This is a genomic window from Mycolicibacter kumamotonensis, from assembly GCF_002086285.1.
In the GTDB taxonomy this organism is placed as follows: Bacteria; Actinomycetota; Actinomycetes; order Mycobacteriales; family Mycobacteriaceae; genus Mycobacterium; species Mycobacterium kumamotonense.
Genome location: NZ_MVHU01000009.1, coordinates 42,067 through 55,171, shown reverse-complemented (window position 1 = coordinate 55,171; position 13,105 = coordinate 42,067). Strand labels below are relative to the sequence as shown.

General features: G+C 70.4%; 13 protein-coding genes. 9 read left to right on the top strand and 4 right to left on the bottom strand.

What is annotated here, in order from left to right:
- Positions 1-112: 112 nt before the first annotated feature.
- The 6 genes from BST28_RS08390 to BST28_RS08365 all read left to right on the top strand — a co-directional run bounded on the left by BST28_RS08390 (position 113) and on the right by BST28_RS08365 (position 7,500).
- Positions 113-4,375, top strand: a complete 4,263-nt coding sequence (locus tag BST28_RS08390) for a cation-translocating P-type ATPase (RefSeq protein WP_420093432.1) — start codon at positions 113-115, stop codon at positions 4,373-4,375.
- A gap of 19 nt (positions 4,376-4,394) precedes the next feature.
- Complete coding sequence (locus tag BST28_RS08385) at positions 4,395-4,790, top strand: nuclear transport factor 2 family protein (RefSeq protein WP_083080651.1); 396 nt, start codon at positions 4,395-4,397, stop codon at positions 4,788-4,790.
- Between the two features lie 167 nt (positions 4,791-4,957).
- On the top strand, positions 4,958-5,428 hold the full coding sequence (locus BST28_RS08380) for a fluoride efflux transporter FluC (protein WP_065286883.1): 471 nt from the start codon (positions 4,958-4,960) through the stop codon (positions 5,426-5,428).
- A complete protein-coding gene (locus BST28_RS08375; RefSeq protein WP_083080650.1) occupies positions 5,425-5,775 on the top strand; it encodes a putative PII-like signaling protein in 351 nt (116 codons plus the stop codon). The genes BST28_RS08380 and BST28_RS08375 overlap by 4 nt, the downstream gene beginning before the upstream one ends.
- Entirely contained in the window at positions 5,772-6,140 is a 369-nt protein-coding gene (gene crcB / locus BST28_RS08370; protein WP_083080649.1) for a fluoride efflux transporter CrcB, read from the top strand. The genes BST28_RS08375 and crcB overlap by 4 nt, the downstream gene beginning before the upstream one ends.
- Before the next feature lie 148 nt (positions 6,141-6,288).
- Positions 6,289-7,500 (top strand): acyl-CoA dehydrogenase family protein, encoded by a 1,212-nt coding sequence (locus BST28_RS08365; protein WP_019737127.1) that lies wholly within the window; start codon positions 6,289-6,291, stop codon positions 7,498-7,500.
- On the opposite strand, the gene BST28_RS08360 is transcribed toward BST28_RS08365, so the two are convergent.
- From BST28_RS08360 to BST28_RS08345, 4 genes are read right to left on the bottom strand one after another with little or no spacing between them, the layout of a single operon-like run.
- Complete coding sequence (locus BST28_RS08360; protein WP_065286886.1) at positions 7,497-8,237, bottom strand: SDR family NAD(P)-dependent oxidoreductase; 741 nt, start codon at positions 8,235-8,237, stop codon at positions 7,497-7,499. The two genes, BST28_RS08365 and BST28_RS08360, sit on opposite strands and share 4 nt — an antisense overlap.
- A 24-nt stretch (positions 8,238-8,261) precedes the next feature.
- Positions 8,262-8,750, bottom strand: a complete 489-nt coding sequence (locus BST28_RS08355) for a hypothetical protein (protein WP_131813788.1) — start codon at positions 8,748-8,750, stop codon at positions 8,262-8,264.
- Complete coding sequence (locus BST28_RS08350) at positions 8,747-9,202, bottom strand: nuclear transport factor 2 family protein (protein WP_065286888.1); 456 nt, start codon at positions 9,200-9,202, stop codon at positions 8,747-8,749. Before BST28_RS08350 ends, BST28_RS08355 begins: the two co-directional genes overlap by 4 nt.
- Positions 9,199-10,092, bottom strand: coding sequence for a class I SAM-dependent methyltransferase (locus tag BST28_RS08345; RefSeq protein WP_234808235.1), 894 nt, complete (start codon positions 10,090-10,092; stop codon positions 9,199-9,201). The genes BST28_RS08350 and BST28_RS08345 overlap by 4 nt, the downstream gene beginning before the upstream one ends.
- Positions 10,093-10,190: 98 nt before the next feature.
- Between BST28_RS08345 and pdxR the strand changes: the two genes are divergently transcribed.
- From pdxR to BST28_RS08330, 3 genes are all read left to right on the top strand, one after another.
- Positions 10,191-11,567 carry a MocR-like pyridoxine biosynthesis transcription factor PdxR gene (gene pdxR, locus BST28_RS08340; RefSeq protein ID WP_065286890.1) on the top strand — a complete coding sequence of 459 codons (1,377 nt, stop codon included), beginning with the start codon at positions 10,191-10,193 and terminating at the stop codon, positions 11,565-11,567.
- Between the two features lie 16 nt (positions 11,568-11,583).
- Positions 11,584-12,012 (top strand): SRPBCC family protein, encoded by a 429-nt coding sequence (locus BST28_RS08335; RefSeq protein ID WP_065286891.1) that lies wholly within the window; start codon positions 11,584-11,586, stop codon positions 12,010-12,012.
- Between the two features lie 171 nt (positions 12,013-12,183).
- Complete coding sequence (locus tag BST28_RS08330) at positions 12,184-13,104, top strand: acyl-ACP desaturase (RefSeq protein WP_065286988.1); 921 nt, start codon at positions 12,184-12,186, stop codon at positions 13,102-13,104.
- Position 13,105: the final 1 nt, after the last annotated feature.

Sequence of the window (13,105 nt, the reverse complement as noted above, 5' to 3'; positions counted from 1 at the left end):
CGGCGAACGACACATTCGCATAGTTGCGTAATCATCAAAGTATCGCCAGAATTGTGCCCGTTCCCGCGTCAGATCCCCACGATTGGTTGCCGCCGAATTGATCCGGACATCAGTGCTGTTTCGCCCGCTCGCCCTCGGAATCCAGGCCGCCACCGAGGCGGTGGGCGTCGTCGCATCGGCCGGCCTGCAGGCCGCCACCGTTCCGGTTCGCGAAGCCGGCAAGCTGCTCTCCGGGGAGACGGCAACGCTGACCCGACGCTGCTGGAGCGGGTCCGACCGCGCATGGATCGAGGTGCGTGGGCTCGCCGACGCCGGCGGGACAGAACTCGGGCGCGACGTGCTCGAAGCGCTCGGCGCGGAACCGGGGGTGGTCTCGGCACGGCTGAACCGCCCGTTGTCGCGGGTCGTCGTGGAGATTGCGGCCGAGGGCGATCGGGTCTCGCTCAACGACCTGTGCCGCGTGGTCGAGGACGCCGAGCGACGTCGTCGCCGGCCCGACGGGCCCGTCTTTGCGTCCGGCCGAGACAGCTCGCCACCGGTGGCCTTGCCCGGCGACGGGCTGCTGCTGGCGGCCAGGGGAGTGATGGTCGGTGTCAACGCCGCGGGGCTGGCGATCGCGCTGGCCGGATGGGCGCTGCGGTTGCCGCAGGCGCCGGTCGCCGTCGATGCCGCGGCCGCGCTTGCGAACTACCAACCGTGGCTGCGCCGACGTCTGGCGGAGCGGATCGGCGCGGGGCCGGCCGGCACGGTGCTGTCGTTGATCTCGGTGGGCTCGCGTATCGCCACCCTGTCGCCGGCCACGCTGGCGGTGGATTTGGCGCTGCAGGGCATCAAAGCCGCCGAATGCCAGGCTGGGGCGCAGGCCTGGAGCCGCCACGAGCCGTACCTGGCCGAGCATGCCGAGCAGGCGGAGGTCCATCTGCCGTGGCGCCCGGTGCCGCCGCCGGAGGGAGCCGCCGACCGCCACGGCAACCGGATGGCAATCGTGCAGCTGGTCGGCGCCGGCCTGGCGGGCGTCTTCTCCCGCAGCATCACCGTGGCCGCGACCGCGGCGGTGGTGGCCGGGCCGAAAGCCTTGCGCACCACCGCCGAATCCTTCGCGGCCACTCTGAGCCGGACGTTGGTCGAGCAGCACGCGGCACTGCCGTTGCGCCCCGATGGGCTGCGCCGGCTCGACCGGGTCGACGCCGTGCTCATCGATCCGCGGCTGCTCTGCCACGGGACCACCCGCCACCCGCTGGCGACAGCGCTGCTCGCCGAGGCCCGGGCCTCCGGCGCGGAATTGATCACGCTCGATGTTCCGGCGCTGGGCGAGCTGCGCCCGGCATTCGACGACCTGGCGCCCGCGGGTGACGGAAGCCTCGACGAGGCACTCGCCGCCGCTGTGGCCGGCCTACAGCAGGGCGGGCACACCGTCGCGGTGCTGTCCTCGACCGCCGCGCAAGCGCTCGCCTGCGCCGATGTCGGCCTGGGAATCATGCCTGAATCCGCCTCGGTGGCACCGCCGTTCGACGCCGATCTGCTGTTGGCCGATCTGGCCGGCGCCTGGCGGGTGCTGCATGCGCTGCCGGCGGCGCGGGCGGCCACCGAGCGCGGGATCTCGCTGTCCAACGGTGCTTCGGTGCTCGGTGCGGTGCTGATGGTTCCGGGGGTGCGGGGCAACCGCGGGCCCCGGGGCAGGGGAGGCCCCGGGCCGGTCACCGCCGGGGCGGCCGCCGGGCTGCTCTCGGGATACCTGCTGGCCCGCGGCGTATCTCGCACACCGGCACCGCGACCCGCACAGGCCTATGCGTGGCACGCGATGTCGATCGACGAGGTCCGCGACATATTGCCGGCGCCCGAACCGGCCGGGGCCGCCGATGTCCTTGCCGCGTCCCCGCCGAACATGGCCTGGCAGTTCGTCAAGGCCGTGCGCGCCGAGCTCTCGGATCCGCTCATGCCGGTGCTGGCGTTGTCTTCGGCAGCCACCGCCATGCTCGGTTCGCCGATCGACGCGCTGATGGTCAGTACCGTGCTGATCGGCAACTGCATGCTCGCCGCCGCGCAACAACTGCAGGCCGAGAACCGGCTGAACCGGCTGTTGGCGCAGCAGACCCCGCCCGCGCGCACCGTCGTGCTCGGCGAGACGAAGACCTACGGCGAGATCGAAGCGGACCGGCTGCTGCCGGGCACCCTGATCGAGGTCCGCAGCAATGAGGTCGTGCCCGCCGACGCGCGGCTGATCGAGGCCACCGACCTCGAGGTCGACGAGTCCTCGCTCACCGGTGAGTCACTGTCGGTGGACAAGCAGACCGCGGCGACACCCGGCGCCGAACTCGCCGACCGGAGCTGCATGCTCTACGCGGGCACGACGGTCGTCGCGGGCACGGCGCTGGCCCTGGTCACCGCCGTCGGCGCCGACACCCAGGCGCGCCGCGCCGCCGAACTTGCCGCCGGGGAGCTGCCGGTCGTCGGCCTGCAGCACCAACTCAGCCGGCTCATGAGCCGCGCCTTCCCGGCCAGCGCCACCGGTGGGCTGCTGGTGGGGGTGCTCGGCTTGCTGCGTGGCGGCAGCCTCCGGCTGGCACTGGGCAACGCGATCGCGGTCGCGGTGGCGGCGGTGCCCGAGGGCATGCCGCTGATGGCGACCCTGGCCCAACACGCGTCGGCGCAACGCCTGAGCGATACCGGTGCGCTGGTTCGCATCCCCCGTTCGGTGGAGGCGCTCGGGCGCGTCGAGGTGGTCTGCTTCGACAAGACCGGAACGCTGAGCGAAAACCGGCTTCGGGTCACCGCAGTCCACCCGATGCCGAAATACACCGACGACGACGTGCTGCGCTGCGCGGCCAACGCCGCACCGGCCCCCGAGGGCGCCCTGCACGCCCACGCCACCGACCAGGCCGTCATCGAAGCCGCCGCCGGCATCGCCGGCCCGAGGTGGTCGGCCCCGGACGCGCATCTGCCGTTCCGTTCCGGCCGGGCGTTCTCGGCGTCGGTGTCGGGTCGCGACCTGGTGGTCAAGGGCGCCCCGGAAGTGGTGCTGGCGGCCTGCAAAGACCTCGGTTCCGATGCCGGCGATCCGGTGGCCGAACTGGCCGCGGGCGGTCTGCGGGTGATCGCGGTGGCGCAGCGCCGGCTCACCGCCGCACAGGTGCAGTCGCTGAACAACGACCCCGACGCCATCACCGGATTGTGCGGTGCCGGATTGGTCCTGACCGGGTTCCTCGGCATCTCCGACACCCCGCGCGCCGAGGCGCCGCAACTGCTCGCCGATCTGGCCGACCGGGGCGTGAGCGTGCGGTTGATCACCGGCGATCATCCCGTCACCGCGACCGCGATCGCCGCCGAACTCGGTGTGCCGGTCACCGCCGAGCAGGTCATCACCGGATCGGAATGGAACGCGTTGTCGCGCAAGGACCAGGAACGCGCGGTGGCCGACCGGGTGATCTTCGCCCGGATGTCCCCGGAGAACAAGGTGCAGGTCGTCCAGACCCTCGAACGCAGCGGGCGGGTCTGCGCCATGGTCGGTGACGGCGCCAACGACGCCGCCGCGATCCGGGCCGCCAGCGTGGGCCTGGGTGTCGTAGCGCGCGGCAGCGACTCGGCGCACCTGACCGCCGATATCGTGCTGACCGACGGCCGGATCGGCGCCCTGGTGCACGCCGTCGACGAGGGCCGGCGGCTGTGGCGCGGCGTGCAGTTGGCGGTGACCGGACTGCTCGGCGGCAACGTCGGCGAGGTGATCTTCGGTGTCGTCGGTAGCGCACTCACCGGAAGCTCACCGCTGAACAACCGCCAGCTGCTGCTGATGAACATGCTGACCGACGCGCTGCCGGCCACCGCCGTGGCGGTGAGCACCCCCGCCGGCCGGGCGGACCGCGTCGTGCACGGCATCGACGAACACCGGCTGATGCGTGCGGTCGCCGTCCGCGGGGCGATCACCGGGACCGCGGCCAGCGCGGCGTGGGGGATGGCCGCACTGACCGGGCGCCCGCAGCGCGCCGCCACGGTCGCGCTGATCAGCCTGGTCTGCACCGAACTCGCCCAGACCCTGGTCGACTCACACGCACCGCTGGTGTTGCTCACCGCCGCCGGCTCGTTCGCGGCGTTCGCCACCATGATCAGCATCCCCGGCATCAGCCAATTCCTCGGCTGCGTCCCGGTGGGCCCGCTGGGCTGGGCGCAAGCCCTGGGATCGACCGGGGCCGCTGTGCTGGCGATCGCCGCGGCGCCGCACCTGCTGCCGGCCGGCCGGGGCGGCTCGCAGAAACCGGAGAGTGAAACGGACGTGTCGTCGGCGGATCCCGGCGCCAATGTGCAGGTGCTGCGGCCGGCAACGACCCGGGAGGGGGCAACGCGCGAGCCCGGTGCGGCTACCGTGTGGGCCACCGTGTAAATCGACCAGGGGAGGCCGTATGCACCCGTTCCGGCAGGCCGTCGAGGCCCGCGACGCCGCGGCCATGGAGGCGCTGCTCTCCGACGACGTGGTGTTCACCAGCCCGGTGGCCTTCACCCCCTACCCGGGCAAGCCGATCACCGCGGCGATCCTGCGCGCCGTGATGCGTGTCTTCTCCGACTTCCGGTACATCCGCGAGATCGCCGACCCCGGCGGGCGCGACCACGCCCTGGTCTTCGAGGCCAGCGTGGCCGGCAAGCGGCTCACCGGATGCGACTTTCTGCATGTCGACGCCGACGGCAAGATCGACGACTTCATGGTGATGGTTCGGCCACTGTCGGCGGCCAACGCACTGGCCGAGGCGATGGCGGCGCAGTTCGAGCAGATCAAGCGCGAAGCCGCCGAGCAGAGCTGACCGCCGGGGTCGCAAAGGTTTCCGGCCGACCGTGTCGGTCCGCAATCGTCACCGGCGCACGCTGCGCGGCGCGTAACGAGCACGAGCTCGGCTTCACAGTGGTGAAATGGATCGAAGCCATCAAACGAGGATCACGAATAGTACGGCGACCGAATGCCATCTGAGCGATGCCGACACCCGAACCCGGTGTGACGCCCGGTCCTGAGCTGTTCGTTCGCCGCCGGCGGTCGCACGCGGTGCGCGAGCAGGTGCCGGTGGTTGCGACGGTCGCGCTCGGCGGTGCGCTTGGCGCGTGCGCCCGCTACGGTATGGAATTGGCGTGGCCCACCCCGTCGGGTGGATTCCCTTGGGCCACATTGGTTGTCAATGTCAGCGGATGCGCGTTGATGGGTGCGCTGATGGTGGCGATCACCGAGGTGTGGGTCGGCCACCGGCTGTTGCGCCCGTTGCTGGGAACCGGTGTGCTGGGCGGCTACACGACGTTCTCCACGTTCGCCGGTGACGTCGACAGCCTTGCCGCCGCCGGTCATCTGGCCCGGGCACTGCTCTATCTCCTGACCACGCCGGTGTTGGTGCTGGTCGCCACGTGGACCGCCGCGGCGTTTACCCGGCGTCTGATCACCAGGAGGACATCATGACCCAGCTGAGCGGATCAGCGCTGCGCCTGACGGTGTTCATCGGGGAGAGCGACACCTGGCATCACAAGCCGCTGTTCAGTGAGATCGTGCACCGCGCGCGCCGCGCCGGGCTGGCGGGTGCCACGGTCTTCCGCGGTGTCGAGGGCTACGGCGCGTCGTCGGCCATCCACACCACCCGGCTGCTGTCGCTGTCGGAGGACCTGCCGGTCTCGGTGATCATCGTCGACACCGCCGAGCGGATCCGCAATTTCCTGCGCGAGCTGGACGAGCTGGTCACCGGGGGGCTGATCCTCCTCGACGAGGTCGAGGTCGTGCGGCACGTCGGTCGGCCCGGAAACAGCCGGTGACCTGGCTGCTGGTGATCGCCGGCGCCGCGGTGGGGGCGCCGCTGCGGTACCTGATCGATCGATTCGTCCAGTCCCGACACAACACCACGTTCGCGTGGGGGACCTTCACCGCCAATGTGCTCGGCAGTCTGACCCTGGGGGTGCTCACCGGCGCGGTGAGCACCGGCGACGAGCGGCTGCACCTGCTGATCGGCACCGGCCTGTGCGGGGCCCTGACCACCTATTCGACCTTCTCCTACGAGACGCTGCAGCTGGCCGCCGCCGGAGCACGCTTCTACGCGGTAGCCAACCTGGTGCTCACGTTGACCTGCGGGCTGGGCGCCTATTACGTCGGTAGCTTTGCCGCACAGGCGATCTGGGTGTGATCGGGGTTGCCGCTACCGGCCGAAGACGACTGATGCCTACCTGCTCGCGGGTACCGGAAATGTCGGACCGACGGGGCCTGCGAGAGGAGAAGGTGCCACAATCAACCCGGCTCGTCCATAGGTCGCCCACGGATTCCCAGGAGAAGCGATGTCGTTCTCGATAGAGCTCAGTGATGACGTGATCGAGGTGCGCGACTGGGTGCACCAGTTCGCCGCCGATGTCGTCCGTCCGGCCGCCGCCGAATGGGACGAACGCGAGGAGACCCCGTGGCCGATCATCCAGGAGGCGGCCAAGATCGGCCTGTATTCGCCAGAGCTGTTCGCCACCCAGGCAGCCGAACCGAGCGGCATCGGGATGTTGACGGTGTTCGAGGAGCTGTTCTGGGGTGACGCCGGTATCGCGCTGTCGATTCTGGGCACCGGTCTGGCGGCAGCGGCACTGGCGGGCAACGGAACTCCCGAACAGCTGGGCCGCTGGCTGCCCGAGATGTTCGGCACGGCCGACGAACCCAAGCTTGGGGCCTTCTGCTCATCCGAGCCCGACGCCGGTTCGGATGTCGGCGCGATCCGCACCCGCGCCCGCTACGACGAGGCCACCGGCGAGTGGGTGCTCAACGGCACCAAGACCTGGGCCACCAACGGCGGTATCGCCAACGTGCACATCGTGGTGGCCTCGGTCTATCCCGAGCTCGGCTCGCGGGGCCAGGCCACGTTCGTGCTTCCGCCCGACACCCCCGGCCTGAGCCAGGGCCAGAAGTTCAAGAAGCACGGCATCCGGGCCTCGCACACCGCCGAGATCGTCCTGGACAACGTCCGCCTGCCCGCGGACATGATCCTCGGCGGCCGGGAGAAGTTCGAGGATCGGGTCGCCCGCGTCAAGTCCGGCGCCTCCGCCGGGGGCCAGGCGGCGATGAAGACCTTCGAACGCACCCGCCCCTCGGTCGGGGCGATGGCGGTCGGGGTGGCGCGGGCCGCCTACGAGTACGCCCTGGAATACGCCTGCCAGCGAGAGCAGTTCGGCCGCAAGATCGGCGAGTTCCAGGCGGTCGCCTTCAAGCTGGCCGACATGAAGAGCCGCATCGACGCCGCGCGGCTGCTGGTCTGGCGGGCCGGCTGGATGGCGCGCAACAACAAGGCGTTCGACAACGCCGAGGGCTCGATGGCCAAGCTGGTCGCCAGCGAAACCGCGGTCTATGTCACCGATGAGGCGATCCAGATCCTCGGCGGCAACGGCTACACCCGCGACTACCCGGTCGAGCGGATGCACCGCGACGCCAAGATCTTCACCATCTTCGAGGGGACCAGTGAGATCCAGCGTCTGGTGATCGCGCGGGCACTGACCGGGCTGCCGCTGCGCTAGCCGGCGGTCTTGCCGTTGTCGGTCAGATACACCGCGCCGTGCACCGCGGCCGCAGCGTCGCTGGCCAGGAAAGCGATCACCTCGGCGACGTCGCTGGGAGCGCTCATCCCGCGCGGTGAGGCCACCCGCATGACGAGGTTGACGTCGGCACCCTCGGGCAGCTGGAAGTTCGTCACCTGAGGGGTCAGCATCCCGCCCGGACACACGGCGTTGACCCGCAGCTTCTCCGCGGTGAACTCGACGGCCAACGACCGGGTGAGCCCGACGAGCCCGTGCTTGGCCGCGCAATAGCCCGCCGAATATGCCTGGCCCTCCACCCCGGCGATCGAGGCGACGTTGACGATGTTGCCGGCCGTCTCCAGCAGGTGCGGTAGAGCCGCGCGGCACAGAAAGAACGGCCCGTTGAGGTTGACCGCCAGGTCGTGGGCCCACTCGTCGTCGGTGACGTCCAGCGTGTGGCGCATTTGGTGGGCGCCGGCGACATTGACCAGCACATCGAGCCGGCCGAATTGCTCGACGCACTGCTCCACCGCCGCGGCGCAGGCCGGCGCTGTGCTGATGTCCGTGCCGGCGAACCGTCCGCCGGGCACGTCGGCGAACACCGTAGTCAGCCGTTCGGTGTCGCGGGCCACCCCGAACACCGATGCTCCGCGCCGGGCGAACAGTTGGGCCGTCGCCGCGCCCAAGCCCGACGAAGCGCCGGTCACCAACACCACCTTGCCTGACAGATCGGTCATGGGCACAACCGTATCCGCCGCCGCTCAGCGGCTTGCGCGCCGCCGTAACGCTGCGCGCCCGAACGCGAGCACCATCCCGGGAGAACCGATGAGCAGTTGCAGGACCTGGAGCGGATGCCGGGCGGAGCGCACTTTCACGAAGCTGTAGACATGCACGGTGCGGACCTTCGCCTGCGCGTCGAAGCGCCAGACTTCGATCCCGCAGCCGTCGCGCCGGCCATCCGGGCCGCCCCACCACTCGTTGACAATGGTGTCTTCGGTGGTGGCGACCAGTCGCTTGGACAGCTTGAACCGGCACGCCTCGAACAACGCGCACGACCGTGCCCACGCAGCGTGAATCGCCTGCACGCCAACCGATTCCTCGCGGGCACCGTCAGCGATCATCACCAGCCGCGCGTCGGTGGCGTACAGCTGATAGACCACCTCGGGCCGGTAATCGTTGGTGGTGTCCTGCACGAACTCGACGAAAGCGGCGGCGTCGGCGGGCCGGCGCCCGACCGTGGCGGCGGTCATCGACACCTCCACCGGGACCGAACCGCGGAAAAGCCCAGGCACACAACCGCCCCCAGCAGTGCCGCCATGCCGCGCGGCCGCAGCAGCGCCGGCACCAGCTGCGCCGAATCGCAGTACAGGATGCGCCGGCGAACCCGCCCGAGTTCGTCGAGTTCGTAGCGGTCGATCGCCGGCCATCTCACCGGCTTGCCCCCGAGGGTGCCCCGGATCAGGAATTCGATGTAGACCATGTTGTCGGCCGACACCGCCGAGTTGACCACGTCGATGTGCAGATCCGGCATCAGGGTGAACACCCGACGCCAATAGGTGCCCGCCGCAGCGCGGCCCCGCACCTCGGGAAGGAGCGGCTGGACATAGCAGACGTCGGGGTTGGTCAGGGCGTCTAGGCGTTCGAGGCTCGGCGCGGCCCACGTCTCTTCGAAGCGTTGAACGAAAGCGGCCGGTGTGGTCATCGGCCGGTCCGTTCCGCGCAGACGACGCCGAGCCAGTCGTCGGCCGCCAGCCCGCTGGTGTGTGTCGGGTCGTACCGGTCCAGCAGTTCGGCTACACCGGCGTGGTCGCGGACACCGAAACCGTGGGCGGCCAGCAGCGCGTCGAGGCCGGGCAGGGTGAAGCCGCTGCGGTAGGGCTCGCCGCGGCGGGCGACGACCCGGGCGATCCTTCTCGCACCGGTCGACCGGCTCTCCCCGGTGACCACGGCGGTGTCGATGTAATCGGCGATGAGGCGGCTGCCCGGCGCGCACAGTGCCGCCAGGTCGCTCAGCGTGGCCTCGATCGCCTCGGCGGTGAGGTACATGCTGACCCCGAGCCAGACGACGAGGCTGCGCCGTTGCGGGGCGAACCCGCCGGCCAAAAGACGGTCTCGGAGACTGTCCTGCTCCAAGTCGCAAGGGACCCAGACGATATGACCGGTGCGTGGTGCGGGCAGCAACCGCTCGGCGGTAGGACGCTTGGCGGCTTGGGTGGTTCCTGCGTCGACTTCGAACATCGTCACCGAGGACCGCGCCTTTCGCAGGCTGGTCGTATCGAAGCCGGCGCCCAGCAGCACCAGCTGGTCGATTCCATCGCTGACCGCCGCCGCGCAGACGTCGTCGGTGAAGCGGGCCCGCAGCACGATATGCGCGTGCAGGCCGCCCCATTGTCGGTCGAAGACCCGTACCGCGGCGCCGGCCAGCCACCGATTGGTCAGCACCGCCCGCAGCGCTGGGTGATCGACGAAATGCCGCGACCAGGGGTCGTCGAGTAGGCGACGGCGCGGTGACCGCATCGTCTCCGCGGCGCGTTGGGCGGCATTGACCTGTGCGGTCAAACTCGCCGTGCGGGTCAGCCGTCGCCGGGCCAACGGGGCAGGAGCGTTCATGGCGACAACGCTAGGGCGAGAGTGGTCTGCGAGTAAGGTCCAATTCCGTGCCGGATTCATGGACCAGTGGTGCCGGCGGCGTGGACCTGCATCTGGAGCTTCCCCCCGGGCGCGGTCGCCGCACGGCGCTAGAAGACGCGCTGCGACGGGCAATCCGGGACGGGCGGCTGGCGCCGGGGGAGCCCTTGCCGTCATCGCGAACCCTGGCCGGCCAACTCGGTGTCGCACGCGGAACAGTGGTCGAGGCCTACACCCAACTGGTCGCCGAGGGCTACCTGCGCAGCCGGCAGGGGTCGGTTACCGAGGTCGCGCGGGGCCCGGGGGTGTTGCCGGCGCCGGGTCCCGTGCCGACCCCAGCGCGGGTGGTGGCGGACTTCCGACTCGGGCGCCCCGATCTGAGCATGTTTCCGCGCGCCGACTGGCTGCGCGCGCTGCGGCGAGCCCTGCACATCACGCCGCACTCCGAGCTCGGCCCGCTCGAGCCGCGCGGTGCGCTGCGGCTGCGCACCGAGCTGGCCGGGTACCTGGGCCGGGTGCGCGGCGTGCTGACCAGCCCGGAGCGCATCGTGGTCTGCAGCGGGTTCTCCCAGGGGTTACGGCTGGTGTGTGAGGCGCTGGCCGGGGCCGGGGCCCGGTCGATCGCGGTGGAGAATCCCTGTCTGCCCGATCACCGGGCGACCATCGTAGCGACCGGGCTCGACATCATTCCCCTAGAGGTCGACCGGGACGGGGCGCGGGCGGCCGGGTTTGCCGCATCCGCGGCCGCGGCGCTGCTCACCCCGGCCCACCAGGCCCCGTGGGGCGCCACGCTGGCCGCCGACCGGCGCGCCGAATTCGTCCGGCTCGCCGCCGCACGGGGCGGCTACGTCATCGAGGACGATTACGACGGCGAGTTCCGCTATGACCGCCACCCGGTGGGCGCGCTGCAGGGCCTGGCCCCGGAACAGGTCGTCTACGCCGGCAGCGCCAGCAAGAGCCTCGCCCCGGGACTGCGCCTCGGCTGGCTCGCGCTGCCGGCCGATCTGGTCGAGCCGGTCGTCGAGGCCAAGCGGCGCGCCGACCGCGGCACCGACGTCCTGGCCCAGCTGGCGCTGGCCGAACTGATCGAGTCCGGGGCGCTGGACCGGCATATCCGGCGCATGCGGCGACGCTATCGCCACCGCCGGGACGCGCTGGTCGCCACCGTCGCCGACTGTGCTCCGACGATGCCCCTGCAGGGCATCGCGGCCGGGCTGCACGCGGTGCTGTTGTTGCCCGAGGGGCCATCGGAGGCCGACATCCTGGCCGCCGCCCAGCAGCGAAAGATCGCCCTGACCGGTCTGGCGCCGTTCTGGCACGGGTCGGCAGCGGCCCAGGGAATCGTGTTGGGCTACGGCACCCCGGCCGACCACGATTACGCCCGGGCGCTGGGCCATCTCGGCCAATTGCTCGGCGGTTTGTCGGTAGCGTGCCGGTGAGGGAAAGGAGCACGCGATGCGCTACACCCGCAGCGACACCATCGCCGCTCGCCCCGCCGACGTGTGGGCGGTGTTGACCGACGTCGAGCGCTGGCCGGACTGGACGGCGTCCATGCGCGAGATCACCCGGCTCGACTCCGGGCCGTTGCGCGTCGGCAGCACCGCGCGGGTCCGGCAACCCACCGGTCGGCCGATGGTCTGGACCGTCACCGAGCTGGCTAACGAGCGGTCGTTCACCTGGACGGCGTCGGCGGCGGGAATCCGGTTCACCGGCTACCACGAGCTCACTGCGGCCGGATCCGGCGTTGCGGCCGTGCTGACTTTTACGTTGACCGGTCCGATGGCCTGGCTCGGCCGATTGCTCGCCGGTGGCCGCATCCGGCGCTATGTCGATATGGAGGCCGACGGGCTCAAACGACACTCGGAAAGCCGCGCCACGACCTAGCGGCGGATTGCTGCGGTCCGCGATTCTCGATCGCGGAATGCGCCCGAAGAGCGCAATCCGGAGGTTGACATGTCCCCGGCTGTCTGTCTACCGTGGGGCCAAACCTACGGAACCGTAGGTTGGCTGGGGGGCCAATCGACTGCCCACATGTCGATCCGGGATGGAGCGAAGATGACCAACGTCCAGGCGGCGCTGCTGCATGAACTGGAACCGATTGTCGAGCAAAACCTCAACCGCCACCTCAAGGCCGCCAAGCCATGGCTGCCCCATGACTATGTGCCCTGGAGCAGGGGACGGGACTTCGCGTTCCTCGGCGGCGAGGACTGGGTTCCCGAAGACTCGCCGCTGGACCCGGTCGCCAAGGCCGCGCTGTTGGTCAACCTGCTGACCGAGGACAACCTGCCGTCCTACCACCGCGAAATCGCCACCCGCTTCGGCCGGGACGGCGCCTGGGGCTCCTGGGTCGGGCAGTGGACCGCCGAGGAGGGCCGCCACAGCATCGCGCTGCGCGACTACCTGGTCGTCACCCGGGGCATCGACCCGGTGAACCTCGAGAACATGCGGATGCAGCACACCATCGCCGGGTACGACTCCGGCGACAAGACTCCGCTGCAGGCGCTGGCCTACGTGTCGTTCCAGGAACTGGCCACCCGGGTGTCGCACCGCAACACCGGCAAGGCCTCGGGTTGCCCGATCGCCGACCAGTTGCTGGCCCGCGTTGCTCTGGACGAGAACCTGCACATGGTGTTCTACCGCAACCTGATGGACGCGGCCCTGGACATCTCGCCGGATGAGGCCATGTGCGCCATCCGCGACGAGGTGCTCGGCTTCGCGATGCCCGGCATGAACATGCCCGGCTTCGCCGAGAACGCCCTGCTGATCGCCAAGGCGGGCATCTACGACCTGCGCATCCACCACGACGACGTGGTGCAGCCGGTGCTGCGGTTCTGGAAGGTCTTCGAGCGCGACGGCTTCGGCCCCGAGGGCGAGCAGGCCCGCGAGCAGGTTGACGGGTTCCTCAAGATGGTCGATGAGCGGGCCAAGTACTACGAGGAGAAGGCCAGCGCGCGCGAGAGCGTCCTGAGCTCCTGAC

Excerpts from the sequence above, each read along its gene's own strand:
- BST28_RS08355 (WP_131813788.1), bottom strand. The coding sequence starts at position 8,750 with ATGACCGCCGCCACGGTCGGGCGCCGGCCCGCCGACGCCGCCGCTTTC.
- BST28_RS08350 (WP_065286888.1), bottom strand. The coding sequence starts at position 9,202 with ATGACCACACCGGCCGCTTTCGTTCAACGCTTCGAAGAGACGTGGGCC.
- BST28_RS08380 (WP_065286883.1), top strand. The coding sequence starts at position 4,958 with ATGCCGACACCCGAACCCGGTGTGACGCCCGGTCCTGAGCTGTTCGTT.
- BST28_RS08360 (WP_065286886.1), bottom strand. The coding sequence starts at position 8,237 with ATGACCGATCTGTCAGGCAAGGTGGTGTTGGTGACCGGCGCTTCGTCG.
- BST28_RS08330 (WP_065286988.1), top strand. The coding sequence starts at position 12,184 with ATGACCAACGTCCAGGCGGCGCTGCTGCATGAACTGGAACCGATTGTC.
- BST28_RS08375 (WP_083080650.1), top strand. The coding sequence starts at position 5,425 with ATGACCCAGCTGAGCGGATCAGCGCTGCGCCTGACGGTGTTCATCGGG.
- BST28_RS08385 (WP_083080651.1), top strand. The coding sequence starts at position 4,395 with ATGCACCCGTTCCGGCAGGCCGTCGAGGCCCGCGACGCCGCGGCCATG.
- BST28_RS08335 (WP_065286891.1), top strand. The coding sequence starts at position 11,584 with ATGCGCTACACCCGCAGCGACACCATCGCCGCTCGCCCCGCCGACGTG.
- BST28_RS08365 (WP_019737127.1), top strand. The coding sequence starts at position 6,289 with ATGTCGTTCTCGATAGAGCTCAGTGATGACGTGATCGAGGTGCGCGAC.